This is a genomic window from Paracandidimonas soli (assembly GCF_004342005.1).
GTDB classification, from domain to species: domain Bacteria; phylum Pseudomonadota; class Gammaproteobacteria; order Burkholderiales; family Burkholderiaceae_B; genus Paracandidimonas; species Paracandidimonas soli.
Genome location: NZ_SMBX01000002.1, coordinates 119,059 through 145,224, shown reverse-complemented (window position 1 = coordinate 145,224; position 26,166 = coordinate 119,059). Strand labels below are relative to the sequence as shown.

22 protein-coding genes and 1 tRNA gene are annotated in these 26,166 nt (G+C 62.4%); 4 read left to right on the top strand and 19 right to left on the bottom strand.

Going from position 1 to position 26,166, the window contains the following annotated elements:
- Window positions 1–3 precede the first annotated feature (3 nt).
- From EV686_RS04380 to EV686_RS04345, 8 genes are all read right to left on the bottom strand, one after another.
- Window positions 4–978, bottom strand: a complete 975-nt coding sequence (locus EV686_RS04380) for an amidohydrolase family protein (RefSeq protein ID WP_132473937.1) — start codon at window positions 976–978, stop codon at window positions 4–6.
- Complete coding sequence (locus EV686_RS04375; protein WP_132473935.1) at window positions 975–1,910, bottom strand: amidohydrolase family protein; 936 nt, start codon at window positions 1,908–1,910, stop codon at window positions 975–977. The genes EV686_RS04380 and EV686_RS04375 overlap by 4 nt, the downstream gene beginning before the upstream one ends.
- Window positions 1,907–2,887 carry a TRAP transporter substrate-binding protein gene (locus EV686_RS04370; RefSeq protein ID WP_132473932.1) on the bottom strand — a complete coding sequence of 327 codons (981 nt, stop codon included), beginning with the start codon at window positions 2,885–2,887 and terminating at the stop codon, window positions 1,907–1,909. Before EV686_RS04370 ends, EV686_RS04375 begins: the two co-directional genes overlap by 4 nt.
- 131 nt (window positions 2,888–3,018) lie before the next feature.
- On the bottom strand, window positions 3,019–3,948 hold the full coding sequence (locus EV686_RS04365) for a dihydrodipicolinate synthase family protein (protein WP_132473930.1): 930 nt from the start codon (window positions 3,946–3,948) through the stop codon (window positions 3,019–3,021).
- A gap of 10 nt (window positions 3,949–3,958) precedes the next feature.
- Window positions 3,959–5,131: an L-rhamnonate dehydratase gene (locus EV686_RS04360; RefSeq protein WP_132473928.1), complete on the bottom strand. Its 1,173-nt coding sequence runs from the start codon at window positions 5,129–5,131 to the stop codon at window positions 3,959–3,961.
- A 28-nt stretch (window positions 5,132–5,159) separates the two neighbouring features.
- Window positions 5,160–6,185: a TRAP transporter substrate-binding protein gene (locus EV686_RS04355; protein WP_132473926.1), complete on the bottom strand. Its 1,026-nt coding sequence runs from the start codon at window positions 6,183–6,185 to the stop codon at window positions 5,160–5,162.
- 22 nt (window positions 6,186–6,207) lie between these two features.
- Window positions 6,208–7,254: a 4-hydroxythreonine-4-phosphate dehydrogenase PdxA gene (locus EV686_RS04350; RefSeq protein ID WP_132473924.1), complete on the bottom strand. Its 1,047-nt coding sequence runs from the start codon at window positions 7,252–7,254 to the stop codon at window positions 6,208–6,210.
- A gap of 9 nt (window positions 7,255–7,263) precedes the next feature.
- Window positions 7,264–8,238, bottom strand: a complete 975-nt coding sequence (locus EV686_RS04345) for a Bug family tripartite tricarboxylate transporter substrate binding protein (RefSeq protein WP_132473922.1) — start codon at window positions 8,236–8,238, stop codon at window positions 7,264–7,266.
- Window positions 8,239–8,372: 134 nt separating this feature from the next.
- Between EV686_RS04345 and EV686_RS04340 the strand changes: the two genes are divergently transcribed.
- Window positions 8,373–9,317 (top strand): LysR family transcriptional regulator, encoded by a 945-nt coding sequence (locus EV686_RS04340; RefSeq protein ID WP_132473920.1) that lies wholly within the window; start codon window positions 8,373–8,375, stop codon window positions 9,315–9,317.
- Window positions 9,318–9,361: 44 nt separating this feature from the next.
- On the opposite strand, the gene EV686_RS04335 is transcribed toward EV686_RS04340, so the two are convergent.
- The 6 genes from EV686_RS04335 to EV686_RS04310 form a co-directional block, all read right to left on the bottom strand.
- Window positions 9,362–11,839, bottom strand: coding sequence for a heavy metal translocating P-type ATPase (locus EV686_RS04335; RefSeq protein ID WP_132473918.1), 2,478 nt, complete (start codon window positions 11,837–11,839; stop codon window positions 9,362–9,364).
- 157 nt (window positions 11,840–11,996) lie between these two features.
- Entirely contained in the window at window positions 11,997–13,532 is a 1,536-nt protein-coding gene (locus EV686_RS04330; RefSeq protein WP_132473916.1) for a tripartite tricarboxylate transporter permease, read from the bottom strand.
- Window positions 13,532–13,981, bottom strand: a complete 450-nt coding sequence (locus tag EV686_RS04325; protein ID WP_165972496.1) for a tripartite tricarboxylate transporter TctB family protein — start codon at window positions 13,979–13,981, stop codon at window positions 13,532–13,534. The genes EV686_RS04330 and EV686_RS04325 overlap by 1 nt, the downstream gene beginning before the upstream one ends.
- 82 nt (window positions 13,982–14,063) lie before the next feature.
- The gene (locus EV686_RS04320) at window positions 14,064–15,038 is read right to left on the bottom strand and encodes a Bug family tripartite tricarboxylate transporter substrate binding protein (RefSeq protein WP_165972495.1); all 975 of its coding nucleotides are present in this window, start codon (window positions 15,036–15,038) and stop codon (window positions 14,064–14,066) included.
- Window positions 15,039–15,166: 128 nt separating this feature from the next.
- On the bottom strand, window positions 15,167–16,003 hold the full coding sequence (locus EV686_RS04315; RefSeq protein WP_132473910.1) for a citryl-CoA lyase: 837 nt from the start codon (window positions 16,001–16,003) through the stop codon (window positions 15,167–15,169).
- Window positions 16,004–16,014: 11 nt separating this feature from the next.
- A complete protein-coding gene (locus EV686_RS04310; RefSeq protein ID WP_424451109.1) occupies window positions 16,015–17,214 on the bottom strand; it encodes a CaiB/BaiF CoA transferase family protein in 1,200 nt (399 codons plus the stop codon).
- 187 nt (window positions 17,215–17,401) lie between these two features.
- Between EV686_RS04310 and EV686_RS04305 the strand changes: the two genes are divergently transcribed.
- Together EV686_RS04305 and mutS are read left to right on the top strand one after the other, a co-directional pair.
- Window positions 17,402–18,109 (top strand): IclR family transcriptional regulator, encoded by a 708-nt coding sequence (locus EV686_RS04305; protein ID WP_132473906.1) that lies wholly within the window; start codon window positions 17,402–17,404, stop codon window positions 18,107–18,109.
- A 190-nt stretch (window positions 18,110–18,299) separates the two neighbouring features.
- Entirely contained in the window at window positions 18,300–20,966 is a 2,667-nt protein-coding gene (mutS, locus tag EV686_RS04300; RefSeq protein ID WP_424451107.1) for a DNA mismatch repair protein MutS, read from the top strand.
- Between the two features lie 84 nt (window positions 20,967–21,050).
- On the opposite strand, the gene bamC is transcribed toward mutS, so the two are convergent.
- The 5 genes from bamC to EV686_RS04275 all read right to left on the bottom strand — a co-directional run bounded on the left by bamC (window position 21,051) and on the right by EV686_RS04275 (window position 25,721).
- Entirely contained in the window at window positions 21,051–22,172 is a 1,122-nt protein-coding gene (gene bamC / locus EV686_RS04295) for an outer membrane protein assembly factor BamC (RefSeq protein WP_132474839.1), read from the bottom strand.
- Between the two features lie 10 nt (window positions 22,173–22,182).
- Window positions 22,183–23,085, bottom strand: a complete 903-nt coding sequence (dapA, locus tag EV686_RS04290) for a 4-hydroxy-tetrahydrodipicolinate synthase (protein ID WP_165972494.1) — start codon at window positions 23,083–23,085, stop codon at window positions 22,183–22,185.
- Between the two features lie 81 nt (window positions 23,086–23,166).
- Window positions 23,167–23,817, bottom strand: a complete 651-nt coding sequence (locus EV686_RS04285; protein WP_132473900.1) for a site-2 protease family protein — start codon at window positions 23,815–23,817, stop codon at window positions 23,167–23,169.
- Window positions 23,818–23,821: 4 nt separating this feature from the next.
- Complete coding sequence (locus EV686_RS04280; protein ID WP_132473898.1) at window positions 23,822–24,448, bottom strand: L-threonylcarbamoyladenylate synthase; 627 nt, start codon at window positions 24,446–24,448, stop codon at window positions 23,822–23,824.
- A gap of 217 nt (window positions 24,449–24,665) precedes the next feature.
- The gene (locus EV686_RS04275; protein ID WP_132473896.1) at window positions 24,666–25,721 is read right to left on the bottom strand and encodes a cytochrome-c peroxidase; all 1,056 of its coding nucleotides are present in this window, start codon (window positions 25,719–25,721) and stop codon (window positions 24,666–24,668) included.
- 361 nt (window positions 25,722–26,082) lie between these two features.
- Here EV686_RS04275 and EV686_RS04270 point away from each other — a divergent pair.
- Window positions 26,083–26,158: transfer RNA gene (locus EV686_RS04270), tRNA-His, on the top strand.
- Window positions 26,159–26,166: the final 8 nt, after the last annotated feature.

Sequence of the window (26,166 nt, the reverse complement as noted above, 5' to 3'; positions counted from 1 at the left end):
AGATCATGAAAGTCGGTAGAGCCGGGCGGCGTTGTCGCAGAACAGCGCCAGTCGCGCGCCGGGCTCCAGGTGTCGGGTCAGCGTCTTGAAAACGCCGAAGATGATGCTCAGGTCCCCGGTGAGCGAATCCACCGGATAGTTGCTGGCGAACATGCAGCGGTCCGTGCCGAAGGCAGCCAGCAGTACCTCCACCACCGGGCGCTGCAGCTCGGCGGTCCACGCCCGGCCCGGCACGCCCAGGCCGGAAATCTTCATGTAAACATTGGAGCAGTCGGCCAGCCGCGAGACGGCCCGGGCCCAGGCAGCCAGCGATTCAGCGTCGCGCTGCGACGGCAGCGCGGCATGATTGACGATGATCGTCGTTTGCGGGAAATCCCGCGCAAGCTCCACCGCCTCGGCGGCATGCCACCAGGGCGCCTGCAGCTCGAACATCAGCCCCGCCCCGGCCAGCCTGGCATAGCCGTCGCGCCAGCGCGCACAACGCATGGAGCCCGGAGGCGCCCAATCTTCGCGATGCTGTTCCCGCGAGGCGGCGCAACGCGGCTTGTGGCGCACGCTGCGCACCAGCGGCAGCGCCCGATAGGCGGCCAGCACTTCGGGCAGATCGTCCCGATCCAGCCAGGCCTGCGCCGCCATCGCATGCGGCGTACCGTGCCGCTCGGCCAGATCCTGCACCCAGCGGGCCTCGCCCGTGGGATCGCTGGAATCCCACTCTCCCTCCATCAGCACACTGCGCACCAGCTTGTGCGGCATGGCCGCCGCGGCATGATCGCCGGGCAGCCAGTCGCGGCAGATGGCCTCGTAGTCTCCATAGCGGAACGGAATGCGCGGCAGCGTCTGCAGCCATGGATGCGGATTGCGCACCAGGTCCCAGAAATGATGGTGCGCATCGACGATGGGAAGAAGGCGGTCGTCGCCGCTTTCGAGGAAAGCCCGGCGCGCCGCTGGCAGATCGATGGGAGCAAGCGGCGCACTCATGCCTGCGCTCCTTCAATGCGATAGAACCTGACGGCGTTGTCATGCCAGACCGCCCGCCGCTGCGCGGAATCCAGGCCAGCCAGCGCCAGGCCCCGCCCCGTCATGCAGATCAGTTCCTGGTAATCGGCTCGCAACGACGCCACTGGGAAATTGCTGCCGAACATGCAGCGCTGCCAGCCGAAGATGGCGACGACTTCGGCGGCCAGGCGCGCATTCTGTTCGCTGTCCCAGGCCGCTCCCTGCAGGCCGAACTCCGAAAGCTTGACGTGCACGCGAGGGTTGGCCGCAAGCGCCTCCATGCCCTTGCGCCATGCCGCCAGGCCGGGCTCGCTGCGATCCCATGGAAGGCCGGCATGCTCCAGCGCCACGTCGACCGGCGGCGAATCCGCCAGCACGGCGGCCGCCTGCTCCAGATGCCAGAACGGCACTCGCAGATCCCAGCACAGTCCGTGCCTCGCCAAGCGCTCCAGGGCCTGCGGCCAGGCGGGATCATGCAGCGAACCGCTTCCGCCGCAGATATCTCCGGCATGCCTGGCCGTCACAGGCTTGAAGCGCACGCCTCGCACCAGCGGCCATGCCGCCTGCTCGGCCAGGCGCTCGTCGGCATCCGGCGCCAGCAGGTCGACCCAGGCGACCACCGCGCTGGGCAGGCCGTGCTCGCCGTGCTGCTTATGCAACCAGACGGTCTCGGCCATTGCTTCGTCGCGCGAACGCTCGGCCTCCACATGCACCGTGGCCGCCACCGGAGCTGCTCCAAAGCTGCGGCGCAACTCGGCTACGCCGAAATCACGGCAAATCGCGCGATACTCCCCCAGGATGAAGGTCTGGGAGTCGTATGCATCCTGCAGCCAGGGGTAGCGCCCCTGGTCGAGCTTCCACAAGTGGTGATGCGCATCGACGATCGCATCGGGCATGGCGGATGCCAGGCTCATTGCGTCGCCTCGATCGCCTTGAGCAGTTCGTCGCCGTGCTTGTCCGTGTAAAGCTTGCGCGTCTCTTCCTGCACCACGGCGCGCAGGCTGTCGGTATCGGGCGTCTCGACCACTTGCACGCCGTGGGACCGGAGTTCCTCGATGGCCTTGGCTTCATTGCTGGCGTTGTATTCGCGCTGGAAGCCGGCAGCCGCCTTGGCCTCCTCCCGCAGGATGGCCTGGTGCTCCGCCGACAGGCGGTCGAACTTCGCCTTGTTCATCGACAGCGGCATCGCGGTATAGGCATGGCGCGTCAGCGATACATGCTTCTGCACCTCGTGCATCTTGGTCGCCAGCATGATGATGGGCGGATTCTCATGGCCGTCCAGCGCGCCCGACTCCAGGGCAGGATACACCTCGGACAAAGGCATGGGCTGCGGATTGGCTCCCAGCAGCTGGAACGCCCGGATGTGCGCGGGGTTGGGCGTGGTGCGGATCTTCAGGCCGCGCAAGTCCTCGGCCTTGTTGACCGCCCGTTTGTTGTTGGCCAGGCTGCGGAAGCCGACTTCCCAGAACGCCAGCCCCTTGAGCTGGAACTGCTCGAACTGGTCGAGCAGCTTCTGGCCGACCTCGCCATCCAGCACCCGGTAAGCCTGCTGCGCGTCGGTGAAAAGGTACGGCAGGTCCAGCACGTTCAGTACCGGCATCAAGCCTGTGTAGTAGGGATTGCCCACCAGTACCATGTCTATCGTGCCGCCGCGCGTGCCGGACAACACAGTATTGTCGTTGCCCAGTGCACTGTTGCCGAAGATCTGGACCTCCAGTTCTCCATTGCTGCGCGTCTTGACACGCTCGGCGAAATGCACGAGTGCGATGTGCTGCGAATCAGCCTCCGAGCTGGAGTGCGCCAGGCGCAGCTTGATCGGCGCAGCCTGCGCCAGAGGGGCCGCCAGCAGGCCGGCAACGGCCAGTGTCAATGCAAAAAATCGCTTCTTCATGGGTTGTCTCCCGGTAGTTTCTCGTTTTTGAACAACAGGTATATGGCAGGAGGGAAGCCCCCCTCCTGCCTGGGGTCTCCATCCCGGATGCGGATATCGCGGGACGGAGAGGTTCATGCTTCAGCCGGGGCTCACTTTCCCCAGCGCAGCACCAGCGGATCCAGCCGGCGCGCGATATCCAGCAGTTGCCGGCGCACCTCCGGATGCAGGGGCGGCCACGGCGAACGCGGCGCCTCGCAGGCGATTACCCCGCCCTCCTTCATCAGCGCCTTGGCGGCCAGGAAGCCGGCCTGGCGATTCTCGTGGTTGATCAGCGGCAGCCAGCGCTGGTACTCGGCGAAGGCCTTGTCCTTGTCGCCGCTCCTGTGCGCCTCGATGATGGGGCGGATGCCGTCGGCAAAACCGCCGCCCGTCATTGCGCCGGTGGCGCCGGCCTCCAGATCGGCCAGCAGAGTGATGGCTTCCTCGCCATCCCACGGACCCTCGATAGCCTCGCCGCCCAGCGCGATCAATTCGCGCAGCTTGCTGGCGGCGCCGGCGGTTTCCATCTTGAAGTAGCTGACCTGCTCGATCTCCTTCGCCATGTTCGCCAGGAAGGCGGGCGGCAACGGCGTACCGGCGGCCGGCGCATCCTGGATCATGATGGGAATGTCGATGGCATCGGACAGTCCCTGGAAGAAGGCGCGGACCTGCGTCTCGCTGAACCGGAAGGTGGCGCCGTGGTAAGGCGGCATCACCATCACCATCGCCGCACCCATGTCCTGCGCCCGGCGGCTGCGCTCGGCGCAGATCCTGGTGCTGGTGTGCGTGGTGGTGACAATCACCGGCACGCGGCCGGCCACGTGTTCCAGCGAAGTGCGCGTAAGGATTTCCCGCTCGTCGTCCGCCAGCAGGAACTGCTCCGAGTAATTGGCCAGAAGGCACAGACCGTCGACGCCGGAATCGATCATGAAATCCAGGCAGCGCTTCTGGCTGGACAGATCCAGCGAGCCGTCCTCATTGAAGGTGGTCGGCACGACCGGGAAAATGCCGCGATAGCGCGGGTTGGACAATCCAGGCATGTCGCCCTCCCTATTCAATGATGTCGAACTGGTCGAGGAATTCGGTCTTGAGTGTCAGGCCCAGGCCCGGCACGTCGTCGCGCAGCTGCAGGAAGCCCTGCTCCGCCACCGGCTCGCCATCGAAGATGTAGTAGAAAAGCTCGTTGCCGACTTCCACGTCGAACATGGGGAAGTACTCGCTCATCGGCGAGGCCAGCGAGCTCATGGTCAGGTGGTAGTTGTGCATCTGGCCAGCGTGCGGGATCACCGGTACCGAATAGGCCTCGCACAGCGCATTGATCTTGTGCGCGGCCGTGATGCCGCCGACGCGGTTGGTGTCGTACTGCACGACGCTGACGGCCTTCTTGTCCAGCAGTTGCTTGAAGCCATAGAGGCTGAACTCATGCTCGCCGCCGGAGATCGGGATGCTTGTCAGCTGGTTCAGCTCGGCATAGCCGTCGATGTCGTCGGCGATCACCGGCTCTTCCAGCCAGCGCGGCTCGAATTTCTCCAGCTTGGGCAGGATGCGCTTGGCGTATTCCAGGTTCCAGCCCATATAGCACTCCAGCATCAGGTCATTGTCGTAGCCGATGACTTCACGCACGGCCTCGACGGACTTGAGGTTTTCCTTGACGCCGTGCTGCAGATGCGCGGGACCGTAGCCAAAGCGCATCTTGAACGCGGTGAAGCCCTGGTCCAGGAATTTCTGCGCCTCTTCCTGCATCGCCTTGAGGTCGGTGCGGTACAGCTTGCTGTAGTAGCAAGGGATCTTTTCCTTGGTGCGCCCGCCCAGCAGCTTGAACACGGGTTTGTTCACGCTCTTGCCCAGGATGTCCCAGATCGCCAGGTCAACCGCCGATATGGCGGCCATGGTCACGCCCTTGCGACCCCAGGCATGGGTGCTGCGGTACATGCGCTGCCACAGGTATTCGTAGTCCCACGGATCCTGGCCGATCACCAGCGGCGCGAGATACTGGTCGATGATGGCCTTGGCGATGCTGGGCGCCAGCGCCACGTTGCCCAGGCCGACGATGCCGTCGTCGGTTTCGATTTCCACCACGGTCCAGGAGTGGAAGCGGAACGTGGACATGGTTTCCTGCGGCGCGTACAGCAGGTCCATCGCGTTCGAGCAGAAGTTGCCCTGGGGAGGTACGGTCTTGCCCTTCCACTGGAATACACGGGCTTTGACGGATTTGATTTTCATGGAATTAGCTTTCTCAAAGACAAAAGAATCAGGATTTGCCGCCCGAGGACGCCCGCATCTGCTGCAGCTGCCGCTGCGCCTGCTCGACCAGTTCAGGACCGATCTCATTGGTGTACTTGCCGATGATCGGCTGAATCTGCTCGCGCAGCCGCTGGGTCTCGCTGGGGCTCAGCGTGCTCAGCGTCAGGCCCTCTTTCTTGAGCAGCTCCAGCAGCTCGGCTGTCATGTCGCGGCTCAGGGCGCGCTGGTAGTCGCGCGCTTCCTGGCAGCTCTGTTTCATGGCCTTCTGCTCGTCCTCGCCCAGCTTGTTCCACGTCTTCCTGGACATCAAGACCACGTAGGGCGCATAGGCGTGGTTGGTCAGCGTGAGATACTTCTGCACTTCATAGAACTTGTTGGAATGGATGATGGCGACCGGGTTTTCCTGCGCATCGATGGCGCGCGTCTCCATGGCCGTATACAGCTCGGTGAAGGGCATGGGAATGGCGTTGGCGCCCAGCGCCTTGAACGCATCGATATAGACCGGGTTCTGCATGGTGCGCAGCTTCAGCCCCGAGAGATCTTCCAGGCTTTTGACTTCGCGCTTGCTGTTGGTCACCTGGCGGAAGCCGTTTTCCCAGTAGCACAGGCCCACCATTTCCCTGGACTCGGCCAGATCGAGCAGCTTTTGCCCGATGGGGCCATCGAGCAATGCATCGGCCTCGGCATCGGTTTCCAGCAGGAACGGTAGATCGAACAACAGGTATTCCTTGATCTGCGTCGCCACCGGCGCCGTCGAAGTGATCACCAGATCCTGCACGCCGCCGCGCACCGCGCCGATCATCTGCCCTTCGGAGCCCAGCTGCGTCGCCGGAAAGACCTTCATCGCCAGCTTGCCGCCGGAGTTCTTCTCCAGGATCTCGGCGAAGCGCAATGCGCCCTGGCCCAGGGGATGCTCCTGGGCGATACCGTGGCCCAGGCGCAGGGTATGGGTTTGCGCCGCCGCGGTCGTCAGCCCCATGGCCATGCAGGCAGCCAGCAGGGGTTTCAAATGTGTCTTGATAGTCTTGATCATGTCGTTCGGTCTCCTCCGAGAATCAATCCGCCGTAGCGTGCGCTTTCAATCGATGCGCCCCCATGCGGCATGCAATCTGGAACGCCTGCCACATGGCTTCGACATTGGCGCGCCCCTGGCCCGCAATGTCGTATGCCGTGCCGTGCGCAGGCGTGGTGATGGGAATGGGCAGGCCGCCCTGCACCGTTACCCCGCGGGAAAATCCCATCAGCTTGATGGCGATCTGGCCCTGGTCGTGATACATGGTCACGACAGCCTGGTACTCGCCTGCCTGCGCCTTGAGAAACACGGTATCGGCCGGGAACGGGCCATGGAACGGGTCGGGTGTCGGCCATTGGCGCGCGCGCAGCGCACGTACCGCAGGCTCGATGATGTCGATCTCCTCGCGCCCGCAGGTGCCGCCGTCCCCGTTGTGCGGATTGAATCCGGCGATGGCAACCTTGGGGGCCTCGACACCGTTGGCCAGCAACGAACGGTAAATGAGCTCGGACGCCTGCTGGATGCGCTCCTCGCTGAGGTAGCCCGCAACGTCCTTCAGCGGCACATGCGAAGAAATCCGGGAGGTCCACAGGTCGCCCAGCGTGTTGAACTCGCAGAAATAGCCCGTGACGCCCAGATATTCCGCAAAATGATGCAGTTCATCTTCGTGCTTCAGGCCGCCCATCTTCATCGCCTGCTTGTTCAGCGGGGCGAAGCAGATCGCATCGATCTCCCCCGCCTGGACCGCATCCATGCATAGGTTCAGCAACTGCAGCACGGAGCGCCCTCCCGGAGCCTCCGCCTTGCCCCGGTTGACATGTTCCGGACTAACCGTGTCCATGGACAGGAAAGCGGCCCGCGACGTATCCGAGCGGCCGCGCACCTGGGCAAGGCTTTGCACAGGGCTGACATCGACCTGCACGTCCGCGATGCGCTGCCCTTCTTCCCACAGCCAGGCGTCACCGACCAGGACGATATTCGCAAGTCGATACACCTCCGGCTTGTTCAATAAACGGGCGATCAGTTCCGCGCCGATCCCGGCTGGATCGCCCAATGTCAGTGCCACCACAGGTTGCATAGAGAAAGTCATGAGATTCCGTCAGTCGATGGTGATGTTGTTCTTGCGGATGATGTCGCCATAACGCTGGTACTCCGCATCATGGAACGCCTTGAATTCTTCCTGGGAGATCGGCTTGGCCTCCGAGCCTATGCCTTCGAGCCGCTCCTTGGTGACTGGCATTTCCAGGATCTGGTTGACCAACCCATGCACCTTGCTCTGCACTTCCGGCGGCGTGGAGGCCGGCATGTAGATGCCGTACCAGGCCCTGACGCTCACATCGGGCAATCCCGCTTCAGCCATCGTCGGCACATCGGGCAGCTGCTTGCTGCGCTCGCTGGTGGTCACCGCCAGAGGGCGGATCTTGTCGTTCTTGATATGGCCGATCACGGACGGCATGGTATCGAAGCTCATCTGCACCCGGCCGCTGACCAGATCGATCAAGGCCGGAGCGCTGCCCCTGTAGGGGATATGCTCGATCTTGATGCCCGCGGCGTCCTTGAAGATTTCCGCGGCGATATGCTGCGTGCTTCCCGCGCCGCTGCTGGCGAAGTTGATGGCGTTGGGCTGCTTTTTCGCCAGGTTCACCAGATCGCTGACCGATTTGGCAGGCAGGTCGTTGGTCACGACCAGCACGTTCGGAACAGCGCCGACAAACACCACCGGCACGAGATCCTTGTTGCTGTCATAGCCCAGCTTGAACAGGTGCGGGGCGATCGCATGCGCGGTGCTCACCCCCATCACCATGGTATGGCCGTCGGTGGATTTCGCTGTCATGTCCACCGCCAGCGTGTTCGAGACGCCCGGGCGGTTTTCGACCACGACCGACTGGTTGAGCAGCGGCCCCAGTTGATCCGCGATCGCGCGCGCCATCGCGTCCGTGCCGCCGCCGGGAGCCGACCCCACCAGCATGCGGATCGGCCTGTCGGGCCACTGCGCATCATTTTTCTGCGCCATAGCCTGGCCCGATGCCAGAGCCATCGCCAATGCCGTGAATACGAATAGTCTACGTTTCATTCCTAGTCTCCTGTCGAGTGTTGTTTGTTCATGCAACTTGTTTATGGATGCCATCGTACTGACCGTTTAATATTCCGTAAATTGAAATTAATTGATAAATTGATAGCCTGTGGATATCAACTAGGACGCCTCACATGGGATCGGTCGACAGGAAAGACAGCACCATTCAACTGCTGAATCGGCTGCGCATGCGCCAGGTGGCCCTGCTGCTGGCCATTCACGAAGAACACACGCTGCATCAGGCGGCCAACCGGCTGGGCCTGTCCCAGCCCGCGGCGACCAAGATGCTGCATGAGCTCGAGGAGACCCTGGGATTCCATCTGTTCAACCGGGTTCACCGGAGACTGCAGATCAACGAAGCGGGCATGCGCGTCACGGAGTACTTCCAGAGCCTGCACGGGACGATGGAAGCCTTGAACCGCGAACTCACCGAGATCCGGCAGGGAAGCGCCGGCAGGCTTGCCATCGGCTGCATCATGGCGGCCTCTCCCGGGCGCCTGACCAATGCCCTGCTGCATCTGAAACAGCACTACCCCTTGCTGAACATCGAAGTGGCGGTGGATACCAGCAACCGCCTGATGGCGCAGCTGCGCGAAGGCGTGCTGGAAGTCGTCATCGGCCGCATGTCCAGCGAACAGCAGCAGGACCATTTCTTCAAGTCGATCGACGACGAGGCGCTGTCCGTCATCGCGGCGATCGACCATCCCCTGTCCAGGAAAAAGAAGGTGCGCCTGGAGGATATGCTGGAATACGGATGGATCGTGCAACCCGTCGGCAGTCCCATGCGTACCGTCGTCGACCAGGAATTCCTTTTCCACAAGCTCGATCAGCCGCGCGGCTTGATCGAAACCGGATCCATGCTGACCAGCATGAACCTGGTGCGAAATTCCGAGCTGATATCCGTCGTGCCAGCCACCGTCGCCCGCTACAACGCGGAGCACGGCCTATTGACGATACTGCCCTTCAAGTTCCAGCAGAAACTGGAAGAATACGGAAGTATCGTGCGGCGCGACCGCGCCTTGAGCGTTGCCGCCAGGCAGTTCCTGGAATTGATCCACGAAGACGTAATGGCCGCCTGAGCGGGACGCCCGTCAGCGGGCATGATGCAGCAACGCCATGTTCCTTACGCATGCGGCGGCTGGAACTTGCGCAAGCGCAGGGCATTGCCGAGCACGAATACGCTGGACAACGCCATCGCACCGGCGGCGAACATGGGCGACAGCAGTACGCCATAGGCCGGATACAGCACGCCCGCCGCTACCGGGATCAGGGCCGTGTTGTAGGCAAAGGCCCAGAACAGGTTCTGGCGGATATTGCCGATGGTCGCCCTGGACAGGGCGATGGCATTGGGCACGCCCTGCAGGTTGCCGGACATCAGCACCACGTCCGCCGCCTCCATGGCCACGTCCGTGCCCGTCCCGATGGCCAGCCCGACGTCGGCCTGCGCCAGCGCGGGCGCGTCGTTGATGCCGTCGCCGACGAACGCCAGCCGTCCATGCTTGTCCTTCAGGCTGCGCACCGCCTCCACCTTGCCTTCCGGCAGGACTTCGGCCACGACCTCGTCGATTCCCAGGCGGTTGGCAATCGCCTGCGCGGTGCGCCGGTTGTCGCCTGTGATCATGACCACTTTCAGGCCAAGCCCGTGCAGGGCCGCAATGGCGTCCGGCGTGCTTGTCTTGATCGGATCCGCCACGGCGATGATGGCGGCAAGCCTTCCGCCAATGGCTGCGTAGAGCGGCGACTTTCCTTCCTCGCCCAGCCGTGCCGCCGTATCGGCGAACACATCGGCGTCCAGTCCCAGGCTGCGCATGTAGCGGTCCGCACCGATCTGCACGTCTTCACCCGCTACCTGCGCATGCACGCCGAAGCCGGTCACGGAGGAAAAGCCGGAGATGGCGGGCAGCTCCAGCCCCTCTTCCCGCGCCGCCGCGACGATGGCTTGCGCGATCGGGTGCTCGGAGCGCGACTCGACCGCGGCAACAGCCGCCAGCACGCTGGAACGGGAGAAGCCTTCCGTCAGCTCGAGATCCGTCAGCGCAGGCCGGCCTTCGGTCAGCGTTCCTGTCTTGTCCACGGCGACGATGCTGGCGTCCTTGAGCAACTGCAGCGCCTCTCCCTTGCGGAACAGCACGCCCAGCTCCGCGCCCCGCCCGGTGCCGACCATGATGGAGGTCGGCGTGGCCAGGCCCATGGCGCATGGGCAGGCGATGATCAGGACCGCCACGGCATTGACCAGCGCAAACGTCAGCGCCGGCGACGGCCCGAATGCCAGCCAGGCCAGGAAGGTCAGCAACGCCGCCGCCATCACGGCCGGCACGAACCACATCGTCACCTTGTCCACCACTGCCTGGATGGGCAGCTTGGAAGCCTGGGCCTGCTCCACCAGGCGAATGATCTGCGCCAGCACGGTCTTGCCGCCCACGGCGGTCGCCCGCAGGGAGAAGGCCCCCTGCTGGTTGACCGTTCCGCCCACGACCTGCGATCCGACGGTCTTCTCCACGGGAACCGGCTCACCGGTGATCATGGACTCATCGACATAGCTGCCACCTTCCACCACCTCGCCGTCCACAGGCACCCGCTCGCCGGGCCGCACTTCGACGAGATCCCCGGCGACGACTTCCGCCACCGGCAGGTCGACCGCACTGCCGTCGCGCACGACGCGCGCGGTCCTGGGCTGCAGGCCGACCAGGCGGCTGATCGCTTCGGAAGTCCTGCCCTTTGCGCGCGCCTCCAGGTAGCGCCCGAGCAGGATCAACGCAACGATGACCGCCGCCGCTTCGTAATAGACATTGACGGTACCGGCAGGCAGCAGCCCGGGGAAGAAAGTCGCCACCACGGAATACGAATAGGCCGCCAGCGTGCCCACGGCCACCAGCGAGTTCATGTCCGGAGCCAATCGCGCCAACGCCGGAAATCCCTTGGCGTAGAAACGCCGGCCGGGGAACAGCAGCACCAGCGTCGTCAGGATGAACTGCAGATACCAGCTCTCCTGCATCCCGATGGTGCGCATCACCAGTTCGTGCATGCCGGGGATGACATGCGATCCCATCTCGATAATGAAAACGGGCAGCGCCAGCGCGACAGCGATGAACAGGTCCCGCCTCAAGGCCAGGCGCTCTTCGTCCTTCCTGGCTTCATCGCTTTCGCCGGTGTCGGCGATTCCCGCCTCCACCAGCTCCGCTTCGTAGCCGGCCTTGGCGACGGCTGCGATCAGCGCCCGGGGATCGGCGACGCCCTGCACCACCGCGCGCTCCGTCGCCAGGTTGACGGAAACCTCCGTGGCGCCCGGCACGGCCTGCAACGCCCGCTCGACCCGTCCCACGCAGGAAGCGCAAGTCATGCCCTCTATCCGAAGCTCGACCGGGCCTGTCTTTACCGGGTAGCCCGCCTTTTCGATCGCTTGCACCACCGCCATACGGTCAGCCGAGCCGAGCGCGATATCGGCGCGCTCGGTGGCCAGGTTGACCGAAGCGCCCTGCACGCCGGGAACGGCCTTGATCGCCTTCTCGACACGCCCCACGCAGGAAGCGCAGCTCATGCCCTCCACCTGCAGGTGAATCGATTCGGCACCATTCTGTATGGATGTTGGTTCTGTGTTCATGAAAACCCTCTGAAACGCCCAAGCGTCAATCGACTTGTCTATGAACACAGACTAAACCTTGCCATTAGGTCAAGGTCAAGAAGCAGGTTGACCAACTCCTCCACATACTGAAATCCAGCGACCGATTCCCGGGGATATCCCGAGAGCCGGCGCGGCATCATGCATTTTCTGCTGTCTTGTCGTCCTTATTTTCCAGGCTCCGGACCAGACGCTTCGCCTTCATGCCCGACCAGACGCCCCACAACGCGATCAGCAGCGTCAGGACAAGAATCGTCAGACTGACAGGACGCTCGACGAATGTCATAAGCGAGCCGTCGGATATCAGCATGGCCCTGCGGAAATGCTGCTCGACCAAGGGGCCCAGCACAAAGCCCAGGATCAGCGGCGCCAGCGGGTACCGCAGCACGGCCAGAAAATAGCCGACCAGCCCGAAGCCTGCCACCATCATGATGTCGATGATGCTGCTGTTGACGCTATAGGTTCCGATGGCGATGAACATCAGCACCGACGGATACAGATAGTGATAGGGAACGGTCAGCACCTTCACCCAGACACCGATCAGGGGAACGTTCAGGATGACCAGCAGGATGTTGCCGATCCAGAAGCTCATGACCAGGCCCCAGAACAAGGACGGCTGCTCAGTCATCAGTTGCGGACCCGGCGCAATGCCGTGAATCATCAGGGCGCCCAGCATCAACGCCATCGTGGGGCTTCCGGGAATTCCCAGCGACAGCGTCGGAATGAACGAGGTCTGGTCAGCGGCGCTATTGGCGGACTCGGGGCCGGCAACGCCTTCGATGGCGCCATTGCCGAACTTTTCCGGTCGTTTGGAAACCCGCTTTTCAACGGCGTAAGACACGAACGCCGCCAGCGACGGTCCTGTTCCAGGCAATGTGCCGAAGAAGGAACCGATGCCCGACCCTCTGACCATGGGCATCCATGAGCGGCTCATGTCATCCTTGGTCGGCTTCATGGCGGCAAAGGACACTGACTTCTTGTCCAGTTCTCGGGTGTTGACCCGTCCGATGCTGGCAATCACCTCGGCCACGCCGAATACGCCCATGGCAAGCGCGATCAGGCTGACGCCATCGCCCAGTTCCAGCAGGCCGAACACGAAGCGCGGTGTTCCTGTATAGATGTCCGTTCCTACCGAGCCGACCAGTATGCCCAGCGCCACCATCATCAGGCCCTTCATGAACGAGCCGTCGGATATGCTGCTGGCCGCCACCAGGCCCAGCAGCATCAGCGAAAAATACTCGGGCGCTCCAAAGGTGATGGCATAGCTTGCGATGACGGGCGAGAACATCATCAGCAGCAGGATGCCGAAGGTTCCTCCGAACAGCGAGGCCACGGTCGTCATAAGCAGGGCCACGCCGCCGCGTCCCTGCTTGGTCATGGGATAGCCGTCCAGGCAGGTCACCGCGTTGGTCGGCGTACCGGGTACATTGAGCAGCACCGATGCCGTACTGCCGCCGTAAGTCGTGCCGTACCAGATACCGGCCAGCATGATCAGGGCTGCGGTAGGCTCCATGTGGAATGTCAGGGGAAACAGCAGAGAAATCGAAGCCAGCACCCCGATGCCCGGAATCACGCCCAGGAACGTGCCGATCAGAACGCCCAGGAAGCAGTACAGCAGATTGTTCCAGCTCAAGGCCACGCTCAGGCCGAGCATTGCATTATCGAACAATTCCATTACAGAACTCCCGGGACAAGACTGAAATTCATGCTCAGCCCGAGCTTGAACACGACGCAGGCGATCACCACCAGCGCTACGGCCAGGATCAGCGTCCTGCGAAAGTTCAGATTGCGGTCCGGCCAGGCCGAGATGAATACGAGAGCGAAAATGGCCGCCAGCGCGCCCAGGCGCTCTATGGCCAGAGCGAAGACAACGATGCCCGTCACAACGGCGATCATCGGCCCGATATTCAGGCTGCGCCGCTGATGCCTTTTGTACAGCGCTTCAATCGTGATGCCCGCCCCCAGCAAAGTCATGATGACGCCAAGGTAGGCGGGAAAAGCCCCCGGCCCCATTTCGGCAAGGCTGCCCAGTTCGTACTCCGACTGGGAATAGAAAAAGACGGAGATGCCGAGAATGCAGAACAGCGCGCCTCCGATCACATCCATCGAATCGATTTTTTTCATACTGATATCCATACTCTAAGGAAGCAGCCCGGCGGCAAAAACTGCCGGCTTGCCATTGGACAAGCCAGCAATCCCTGCGGGATTACTTCTTCTTGGCGATGCCTGCGCTCTTGACCACTTCCTGCCAGCGCACCTGCTCACGCTCCATCAGCGTCTTGAAGTCCTCGACGCTGCCGCCCACGACGTCGCTGCCCTCGCGCTCGAACGCCTGCACCAGATCCTTGTCCTTCAAGGCATCGTTTACCGCGGCGTTCAACTGCGCGGCCAGCTCGTCCGAAATGCCTGCCGGAGCGACCACCGCCTTCCAGTCGCCAACGTCAAATCCGTCGTAGCCGAGCTCGGCGATTGCGGGAACGTCGGGCAGGCTCTGGTTCCTTTCCTTGGAAGTCACGGCCAGCGCACGGACCGAACCCGAGCGGATATGCGACAGTGCGCTGGGCAGGCTGGTAGCCGCAAAGCTCAGTTGCCCGCCCATGACTTCGGTAATGGCCTGGGTCGCGCCCGGATAAGGAATATGACGGAAGGCCACCCCGGCCTGCTGGCCAAAATACTCCATGGACATGTGGCTGACGGTTCCGATGCCGGGCGTACCCATCGTCAGGCGTTTCTGAGCCTTGGCGTCGGCCACCAGGTCCTCGAACGTCTGGTATTTGGATTTGGTGGAAACGACAACCACCATGGGCTGCGAGGCCACGATCGCGATCGGCGTGAAGTCCTTGATCGGGTCATAGGCGATATCGCTGTTCAGGAACGGGTTGATGCTCAGGTTGGACGTCTGCCCCATGCCCAGGGCATAGCCGTCGTTCTTCTGGCGGGCCAGATAACTCAGGCCCACGCTGCCGCTGGCTCCGGGACGGTTGTCCACGATGAACGACCACCCTTTGTCCCTGGCGATTTTCTCCGTCAGCAGACGGCTGGAAATATCGGTTCCTCCGCCTGGCGAATAGGGAACCACGAAATTGATGCTTTTTTCGGGGAATCCGGCGCTTGCCGCCGTATTGGCGAATGCCGCCATGCAGCCTGCGAACACAACACTCATAACTCGTTGCTTCATCATCCTGTTTCTCCTTCCTTTTGGTAAATAACGGGCTCGGCAGGCCCAGAGAGAGCTATCCGTTTTCATTGAAGGGCGCTCGCGGACGGATGGCCGACGGCGCCCAATGCGGCTTCCTGCATCCAGGCTGCTCAGGACTCTTGCTCACCGCTTCGCCGGACGGGCTTGCCCGTATAAGTCCACAGCCAGCCCTTGGGGATCGGCCCTTTGTTGCGTTCGCTGCGCTGGAACTGTTCCCAGGAATGGGCCAGGATCCCTACCGAGCGCGACAGCACGAACAAGCCACGGCACAGCTGCGGCTCGAACCCCAGGGCGCCGTAGATTGCGGCGGTGGCGCCGTCGATATTGATGGGAATTTTCTTGCCCTTGCGCGCTTCGATCGCATCGATGACCGCCTCGGCGGCCTCTACATAGCCGGGGCGCACCACACCCTCCTGTTCCGCCTTGCGCAACAGCCCCAGCAAGGGAGCTGCCCGCGGATCCACAGGATGAAAGCGGTGTCCGTAACCCGGCACATACTTGTTGCCATCGTCGAAATAAGCCGCCAGCACTTCTTCCGCCGCCTGCGCAATCGTCAGTTCCGACGTCTCGCTCAGCGCGATGATCTGTCTGAGCAGCGACACGCACTGCTCCCCCGCTCCGCCGTGCACGTCGCCCAGGACATTGGCGGCGGAAGCCATCGCATTGTTGATTCCCACTCCGCAAGACGACGCGATGCGCGCAATGGCGATACTGGGCGCCTGCGGGCCGTGATCAACGCCGGCCATCAGCGCAGCGTTAAACAACGCCGCTTCTCCCTGGCTGGGAAGCTCGCTCTTGAGCATCAGCCAGATCATCTCGACGAATCCCGCCTTTCCGATCAAGTCCTGTATGGGATAGCCGTGGAAATTGATGACGCCGGGGCTCATCTGTATGATCGATGTCGACCACCAGTCAGCCGCTTGCTGCTTGGCTGGATTTTCATTCATGCCGTCTCTCCTTATATGACGTTATCCGCCTGCAATGCGGCTATCTCCTGAGTCGATAGGCCCAGGCTTTCGAGTATGGACAGGGTGTGCTCGCCCAGGCGCGGAGGATACGAAGTCGGCGCTGGATCGCCGGACTCCAGCCTGAAGCCAGAGCGCACCACCTTGATCTCGTCGCCACGCGTTTCATCGCGCACCGTCTTGATGAAACCGCGCGCCTCCATGTGCGGGTTGTCCAGCGCCTGCTCGACGGTCCTGACCTCTCCCGCGGGAATGTCCCGCGCATTGAAGATTTCCGACCATTCGGTCGCCGAGCGCTCCCGCAGCGCGGCCTCCAGAAGCACATTGAACTGCTCCCGATGCTGCTTGCGCTTGTCCCTGGTTTCGAACCGCGGGTCGGCCAGCCACTCCTCATGGCCGACGGCTTTCGCAAGCCGCTCGAACTGGGCCTGCTGATTCGCGGCGATGTTGATCAGCCCATCGCCGGTCTTGAACGTACCCGACGGCACGGCAGTCATGTTCTGATTACCGAACCGTTCGGGACGAATGCCGGAAACCAGCCAGTTCGACACCACCCATCCCATGGTCCCCAGTGTGGACTCCAGCATGGATACATCGATGCTTTCTCCCTGGCCCGTGCGCTCACGCCGAAACAGCGCGCTCGCAATCGCGAAAGCCGCCGTCATGCCGCCTATCGTGTCGCACACTGGATATCCCACCCGCAAAGGGCCGCTTTGCGCATCGCCAGTGACACTCATCAGACCCGACTGTCCCTGGATGATCTGGTCGTAGGCGGGCAGCGTGGACATGGGGCCGTCCTGCCCGAAACCCGATATGGCGCAATAGATCAGATCGGGCTTGATTTCTTTCAGATCGTCGTAGCCCAGCCCCAGCCGGTCCATCACGCCCGCCCGGAAATTCTCGACGACGACGTCCGCCGTCGCCACCAGCTTCTTGAACAGCGCTTTGCCCTGCGGATGCTTGAAGTCGATCGTCACGGACTGCTTGCCGGCATTCTGCGCAAGAAAGGATACGCCCATCATTTCGGCATTGCGCTGCGCGTCGGCGCCCAACTGGCGCGCCAGATCGCCCTGAAGCGGACGCTCCACCTTGATGACTTCCGCGCCCAGCTGAGCCAGTTGGTAACACGCATAGGGACCGGCAAGCACATTCGTCAGATCCAGAACACGCACTTGATTCAACAACTGGGTCACATACGACTCCTTCATTCTTAATCGCCATACCGTTCCGAACAATAGAATTTTAAATTCTATTCAACGGAACCTGGAGTTTGATTTAGAATGCTTCGTGCGGTCAACCTCAAAATATCAGTGAATACCCTGAGCATGTCCTGATTCGCCGTTGGCCCAGCCAGTTTTCCGACAACAAGGATCAGACAGGATGTCCAAGAACACCAATCGGGTGGAAGCAGTAGAGCGTGCGCTTATCGTGCTTGACGCTTTCAAACAGGGAAAATTGACATTGACGCTGGCCGAACTGGCGGCTTGCACGGGGCTGTACAAAAGCACCATCCTGCGTTTGATAGGGTCGCTCGAGCAATACGGCTATATCACTCGCACCCCGCAGGGTTCCTATCATCTGGGCATCAGCATTTTTCAGCTGGGCATGCGGTACAAGCACACATTCGATGTGGAAGACATCATCCGGCCCTGCCTGCGCAACCTGGTCGCCAGCACACATGAAACGGCGGCCTATTACATACGGGTCGGCGACCAAAGGCTGTGTCTGTATCGCGAAAACTCCCCTCGATCCGCGCGCCACCATCTGGAAGAAGGCTCTTTTCTGCCTCTGGAGTTTGGCGCCACCGGCCATATACTGAGGGTCTTCGGCGGCCAGGCGAATGAAACCGAACAGGACAGGCAGACTCATGCCCAGGGCCACTACATATCACTGGGAGAGCGGGATCCCGACGTCGCCGCTGTCGCCGTGCCTATTCTGGACAAGCATGGCACCGCCTACGGCTCTTTGTCGGTATCCGGCCTGAGGTCGCGCTATACCGAGGAAAAACGCCTTTTCGCGCTGAAGGAACTGGTAGCGGAAGCGCAAAAACTGTCGGAATCGCTGCAGAACCGCCTGCCGAAAACCTGAACGGCCGCAGCGCGGCAGTGCGACCTTGGGTAACGCCAGCTATTCTTGGCGGCTTACTCGCACGGCAGGCATACTCATTACAATGTCTGTTCTGCGAGCACATGCCTTCCGCCCATGAGCACAGCAATATCGGAATTGCCTCGAATTTGCCCCAGCCTGCCATCTAAAAAAACGTAATCTATTGAGCTTAATGGAAAAACAAGATTTATCGTCGCACACCCCGATGATGAGGCAATACCTGGCCCTGAAAAAAGAGGCCGGATCGCATCTGCTGCTCTACCGCATGGGCGACTTCTACGAGCTGTTCTACGAAGACGCCGAGCGCGCCTCCCGGATGCTGGGCCTGACGCTGACCAAGCGCGGCACATCCAACGGCGCGCCGATTCCGATGGCGGGCGTTCCGGTGCACTCCCTGGAAGGCTACCTGGCCCGCCTCGTGGCCATGGGAGAATCCGTGGCGATCTGCGAGCAGATCGGCGATCCCGCCGCCAGCAAGGGGCCGGTCGAGCGCAAGATCGTGCGCATCGTCACGCCGGGCACCCTGACCGACGACGCCCTGCTGCCCTCCAAGGCGGACCGCATGATCGCCGCCTGCTGGCAGACACGCGTCAACCGCGTGGATCGCATCGGCCTGGCCTGGATGAACCTGGCCAATGGCGAGTTCCTAGCGACGGAGTGCACTCCCGAGATGCTGGAATCCGAACTCCACCGCATTTCTCCCGCCGAGCTGCTGGTGCCGGAAAGCCAGCGCGAGCACGCACTGGAAGGCGTGGCGCTGAGCACCCTGCCCGACTGGCACTTCGACACCGCCAATGCCCACGGCGTCCTGCTGAAGCATTTCCAGGTGGATACGCTGGGCGGTTTCGGCATGGAGGAGTTCCCCGCCGCCGCCAATGCCGCTGGCGCATTGCTTCACTACGTCGGCCGTACGCAGAACCAGACGCTTTCCCACGTCCAGAACATGCGTGTGGATCAGGTCAGCGCCTACGTCGTGCTGGATCCGGTCACCCGCAAGAACCTGGAGCTGACATCCACGCTTGCGGGCGAGGACAGCCCTACCCTGTTCTCGACGCTGGATCATTGCCACACGCCCATGGGCAGCCGCATGCTGCGCCGCTGGCTGCATCATCCGCTGCGCTCCAACGAGCAGGCGTCAGAGCGTCAGAAAGTCATCGCCACACTGCTGTCCGATATAGCCGGAGCATCCGCCCAGGATATGCCTGCCGCCTCCGATCCGCTCGATCTGCTGCAGGCCAGCCTGAAGCGCTATCCGGACATCGAGCGCATCGCCACGCGACTGGCGCTGCGCAGCGTGCGTCCGCGCGAACTGGCCAGTCTCAGGGATGCCATCCGAACCCTTCCCGACACCATCGCCATCCTGTCGGGCCGCTTCGCATCGCCCGAACAATTCACGCCATACCTGGATCGGCTGCAGGTTCCGGAAGACATCGGAGGGCTGCTTCAATCAGCTGTCGCGGAAGAACCGGCCCAGCTTATCCGCGACGGCGGCGTCATCGCCGCCGGCTATGACGAGGAGCTGGACGAACTACGACGCCTGGCCTCGGACAGCGGGGATTTCCTGGTCGAGCTGGAGGCACGCGAGCGCGAGCGCACCGGCATCGGCAATCTGCGCGTGGAGTACAACCGCGTCCACGGCTTCTACATCGAGGTTTCCCGAGGCCAGGCGGACAAGGTACCCGACGACTACCGCCGCCGGCAGACGCTGAAGAATGCCGAACGCTACATCACACCGGAACTGAAGTCATGGGAAGACAAGGTGCTGTCCGCCAAGGACCGCAGCCTTGCGCGCGAAAAGTGGCTGTTCGACACGCTGCTTGACACGCTGGCTCCATATGCTCTCCTGCTGTCCGCCTGCGCCGCGGCCCTGGCGGAAATCGATGCGCTGGCCGCCCTGGCCGAGCATGCGCGGGACAATCTGTGGGTCGCCCCCGAGCTCAGCGATGGCAGCGAAATCTGGATCGAAGCGGGCCGGCATCCTGTCGTCGAGCACAGCATCGAGCGCTTCACGCCCAATGACTGCGAGCTGCACGCGCAACGCCGCATGCTGCTGATCACCGGCCCCAATATGGGCGGTAAATCGACCTACATGCGGCAGATCGCGCTGATTGCGCTGCTGGCGCGCGTCGGCAGTTTCGTACCGGCGCGCAACGCCCGCATCGGCAGCATCGACCGCATTTTCACGCGCATCGGCGCCGCGGACGACCTGGCCGGCGGACGCTCTACCTTCATGATGGAAATGACGGAAGCCTCCGCCATCCTGGCCGCCAGCACCTCGCAGAGCCTGGTGCTGATGGACGAAATCGGACGCGGCACGTCCACTTATGACGGCCTGGCGCTGGCCTGGGCGATCGCGCACCGGCTGCTGACTCACAACCAGGCCCTGACCCTGTTCGCCACGCATTACTTCGAGATCACGCGTCTGCCGTCGGAGGCTCCGGCTGCCGCCAATGTGCATCTGGCGGCGGCGGAATCCCCGTCCGGCATCGTGTTTCTGCACGAAGTGCGCCCGGGCGCCGCCAGCCGCAGCTATGGTATCCAGGTGGCGCAACGCGCCGGCATTCCTTCCGCCGTCATCAGGCATGCCGCCCGCGAGCTGGCGCGCCTGGAGGCTTCCGGCGCGCCGACGCCGCAACTGGACCTATTTGCCGGTCCCGCCGCCGATACTTCCCCGCAGGCGCCCATCGAAGCGCAGGACGAATGCAGGCCCGATCCAGACACTGCGTCGGCCCTGGCGTTGAAGGAAGCGCTCGAACAAATCGACATCGACAACCTGACGCCCAGGCAAGCGCTGGAAGCCATGTACCGCCTGCAGGCCGGGCTGCGGCTGGGCCTATAGGCTGCTGCGACAAAAGCAAACGGGGGTTCCGCCATCTAGGCGGAACCCCCGTCCGTCGCACGCGCCGAAGCGCGCGGAATTTTATTACCTGACCCGCATCTGGTCCGCCAGCACGCCGATGATGCGCTGCGCCGTCTGGCTGGTATCGCGATTGCCGCTCTTGTCCAGGACGGTCACGACAGTACCGGACATCTGCTCCGTCACGCGGATGCGGAACTGGTCGGCTTCCGTCGTGTTCTTGCCGCCGAACATGCGGGAGAAGATGTTGGGCTGCTCGCGCTTGATGCCCGTATCGGTATCGAGGTAGCGGATGAAATAGTCGCCGCTGGAACGATCCCGGTCTTCCACCGTGAAGCCGGCGGAATCGATGGCCACGCCCACGCGGCGCCATGCCCGGTCGAAGGGCTCGTTCAGCGTCAGCTCCGCCTGGCCGCTGGCGGACGTCACCACCTGCGGGCGATCCACGCCCTGTTCGGCCTGCGTCACCAGCGTGCGCGCCTGCTCGACGTCCGTTCCCAGATACACCATCAGACGGGCCAGCATGACGGCATTCAGGTTGGGATCTTCCTTGCCCGGAACCCAGCGGAACGTCGCTTCATCGCCTGCGGGAGTCTCGATCATTTGCTGGTGGCTGATATAGATCTCGGTGGCGCCGTTGACGCGCTCCATTCGCGAGCGGAAGCGTTCGCGCTCTCCGCTGTCGAAGACCTGGTCGACGATCTTCAGCAGGCTGCGAAGCCAGCCTTCGGGAACCTTCTTGCGGTTTTCCGCCCAATTGGTCTCGATCACGCCGGTGCGGGGATCCTGGGACTGGATGGTGAAACCCTGGTCGCCCCAGAACTCGATGAGACGCGGATAGACCTCTTCCGGCGGACGGTCGACGGACAGCCAGCGGATATCGCCGTCGCGCATGACCTTGATGCCGCTGGCCTCGGGCAGGATCTCGCTGTCCTTGGATGCCACCGCCCGTTCGGCGTTGCCCTGCGCATAGTCGCTGAACGTGGCCGTGCCTTCCGGCGCGCGGTACTGGGTGGAAGTATTTGCCTGCGTCAGATCGGGCGGAATGCTGAGTGACTCGCCGCGCACGGTGCTTTTGTAGTCCACCGATTCTTCGCTGCCCAGCAATTCATTGACCTGGGAGCATCCGGAAAGCGCCATTGCACTGGCCGCCAGCACGATGCCCGCGATTTTCGACTGTTTATGCATCATCGTCATTTCAGAGTAAGCCTGCTTCTTTCATGGAATTGCGCACAATCGCGTGGTATTGCTCGTGCAGAGGCGTCAAGGGCAGGCGGTAGCCCAGCTGGGAAAGACCAAGCTCGGCCACTGCCCACTTGACGGGAATGGGGTTCGACTCGATAAACAGGTTTTTGTTCAAACCGGCCAGCTTGGCGTTCAATTGACGCGCCAGGGGAACATTGCCTTCCCGCGCGGCCACGCAAAGCTCGTGCATCAGCCGCGGAGCGATATTTGCCGTCACGGAGATATTGCCCACGCCGCCCAGCAGCATCAATGCGGCGGCGGTCGGATCGTCTCCGCTGAATACCAGGAAATCTTCGGGCGCATCGCGCAGCAGCAGCGCGCCGCGGCCGATATCGCCAGTTGCATCCTTCAGACCGATGATTCCCGGTACCTGCGCCAGCCTGAGCACTGTATCGTTCGACATGTCCGCGGCGGTACGGCCCGGTACGTTGTACAGGATGGTAGGAAGATCGACCGCTTCGGCGATCGCGCGGAAATGCCGATACAGGCCTTCCTGGGTAGGCTTGTTGTAGTAAGGCACGACCGACAGCCCCGCCTGGGCGCCCACGTCCAGCGCATGCTGGGCGAGATGGATGGCTTCATCGGTGGAGTTGCCGCCGACGCCGGCAATGACAGGCAGGCGTCCGGCCGCATGTTCAACCGCCACACGGATCAGCTCCGCATGCTCGTCCACCGTGACCGTGGGCGACTCGCCCGACGTTCCCACGACCACCAAGCCGTCGGTGCCTTCCTGCACATGCCAGTCGATCAATTTTCGGAAGGTCTCGAAATCGAGCGTCCCGTCGGGATGCATGGGAGTGATGAGGGCAGGAATACTGCCCTGGAACATTCGTGCTGCGGAATCCGCGCTTGCCATGATGAAAGTGTCTCCAGAGACGCGCCTGAACCATCAGGCGCACAACAATCTTGAAGTTTAACGGATTCGCCGCCGAAGTGATCAAAGAAACCAGCGAATGATCGTTTGCCCGAACAGGAGCAGCGGCTGCAGGAACACCCAGAGCACGCCTGTCAGCATCAGGACGATCAGGATGACCATGCCGTAGGGCTCGATGCGCGAGAACTGCCATGCCATGCGATCCGGCAGCAGGCTGAAGACGATGCGCCCGCCGTCCAGCGGAGGCAGCGGCATCAGGTTCAGCGCCATCAGCACCAGATTGACCTGGACGCCCGCGATGGCCATGCGCACCCAGAAATCGTTGGGACCCGCTCCCGCCTCGACCAGCAGGCGCAGGCTGAGCGCCCACAGGATGGCCATGAACAGATTGGAGGCCGGGCCGGCCAGGGCCACCCAGAGCATGTCCTTCTTGGGGCGGCGCAGCCTGCTCCAATCGACGGGAACAGGTTTCGCCCAGCCGAACAGCACCCCCGCCCCGCCCAGCAGCTTGGTGCTGAACAGCAGCGCCAGCGGCACCACGATGGTTCCGATGGGGTCGATGTGCCTGACCGGATTCAGGCTGACGCGCCCGGCGTGATAAGCCGTGGGATCGCCCAGCATCCGGGCGACATAGCCGTGCGCCGCTTCATGCAGCGTAATACCGAACAGCACCGGCAAGGCATAGACGGTAATGGTCTGGATAAGGGATTCCACGCGATCAGTCCAGTCCCAGCGTCGAAGGATCTCCCGCGCCGAGGCGCAGCACTTCCGGCACGGATCCTGTCAGGTCGATGACGGTCGTGGGCCGCAATGGGCATGCCCCGCCATCGACCACTGCGGCCAGTTGCCCCGAGTACCTGTCCATGATTTCCTGGGCATCGTTCAGCGGATCTTCCTCTCCTTCGGGAACCAGCGTCGTGGACATCAGGGGGGAACCGGCGAACTCGATCAGGTCGCGCGCCACGGGGTGGCTGGGCACGCGGATGCCGATCGTCTTGCGCGAAGGGTGCGACACCCTGCGCGGCACTTCGCGCGTAGCCTCCAGAATGAAAGTCCAGGGGCCGGGCGTGGCCAGCTTGAGCAGGCGGTACTGCTGGTTGTCGACTTTGGCGAAATGGCCGATTTCGGCAAGATCGCGGCACAGCAGCGTCAGATGATGGCGCTCGTCCAGGCCGCGCAGACGGCGCAACGCATCGGCAGCCGCCTTGTCGTCGAGGCGGGCGAGGACCGCATAACTGGAATCCGTAGGGACTGCAACCAGCCCGCCGTCAGCCAGTAGCGCCCCTGCCTGTTTCAACAGCCGGGCCTGTGGGTTCTGGGGGTGGACAACGAAAAGCTGCGCCATGCCGGATATCCTGTGACGGTCAAAGAAACAAGTTTACGTGCCAGCCAGAAGCAAGGCAAACGGGATGTGCGGCCTTCAAAAACAAAATGTCCCGGAACGTGGCAATAAGCCATGTCCGGGACGAACCGGACACACTGGAGGCGTGTCCGGATTCCGCGACCTTTACGGTCTGTCGAAGCCAATGCCAGTCCGTGCCGCGGTTACCCCAGAATACCCATTACTGCTGCGGGCGCGGCGTCTTGCTGGTGCTGCGCGGCAGGGTCGGGTACTCGACCTTGGGCTGTTCGCCGGTCAGCGTGTGCAGGAAGGCGGTGATGGCCTTGACTTCCTGATCGTTCAGCTCGTGGCCCAGCTGGCTGCTGCCCATGATCGCGACGGCTTCTTCAAGATCCCACACTTCGCCGCTATGGAAATAAGGTGCGGTCAGCGCGATATTGCGCAGCGGACCTGCACGGAAGACGTACTCGTCGGCCGCGGTGTTGGTCACGGCGAAGCGACCCTTGTCGCCCTCGGGCAGAATGTCCCCGCCAGGCCTCTTGATGACGCCGAACGGGAAGTAGGACTGTCCGCCCACGTTCACGCCCGCATGGCAGGCCACGCAGCCCTTGTTGATGAACAGTCCGAGGCCGGTCAGTTCATGATCGTTCAGGCTGTCCTTGCCTTCCAGGAACTGGTCGAAACGCGAGTTCGGCGTCGTCAGTGTGATTTCGAAGGCCTCGATCGCACGCGCCATGTTCTCGAAGCTGACCGCATCCTTGTCGTTGGGGAACGCCTTGTTGAACGCATCCACGTATTCGGGGATGCTCTTGAGCGTTTCCTCGACGGCGTCGGGCGTGCTGTTCATTTCGACGCTGGCCTGCACCGGACCCATGGCCTGCTCTTTCAGGTCGGCCGCGCGGCCGTCCCAGAACTGGGCAATGTTGAACACGGCATTCAGCACCGTAGGCGAGTTGCGGGGGCCCTTCTGCCAGCCGTGGCCGATGGAGGTCGGCACGTTATCGGCGCCACCCGTGCCCACGCTGTGGCAGGTATTACAGGTAATGACATGGCTGCGCGACAGGCGCGGTTCGAAGAACAGCCATTTGCCCAGCTCGATCTGTTCGGCGCTCACGCCCTTTTCCTTGACCGTGACTTCGACGGGAGGAATGGGCTTGAAGAGGTTGCGCGAGGTCTCACGCAACTCGGCTGCCGGAGGCACCGGCAGGGTATTGGCGGCGGCCGGACCAAAAACAGCCGAAATGGCGCAGGCGGCGGCAAGTGTACGTAGACGCATGGTGGCTTCCCTATGAGTGAAGTGAAACAGAAGTCTTTTAATTACCCTCATGACAACATGGTTTATTTGTCTCTGTATTGATTCGAATCAAACGGTTGTCCAACGAAAGAACTCCATGCGAAAACAAGGCTGCCTCCATGGGGCGCGCCGGATAAAAGTTGCAATAAAACGACAAGCGCCAAAGGAGCATTTTTCCATGGGCCGATTCGGGATGCGCATCCATCCCGGATGCGTTTTTCATCCTTCCGAAGAAGCTGGAACAAAAGCTCAAGTTCGTGCTAGAATCTCGTTTCTTTCGCGGAAGCAAGCGCAAAAGAACGATACGAAGACATGCATTTCGGCATGGTTCTACGTTTCAGTGGTGACCGTAGCTCAGTTGGTAGAGTCCCGGATTGTGATTCCGGTTGTCGTGGGTTCGAGCCCCATCGGTCACCCCAGAATTTCT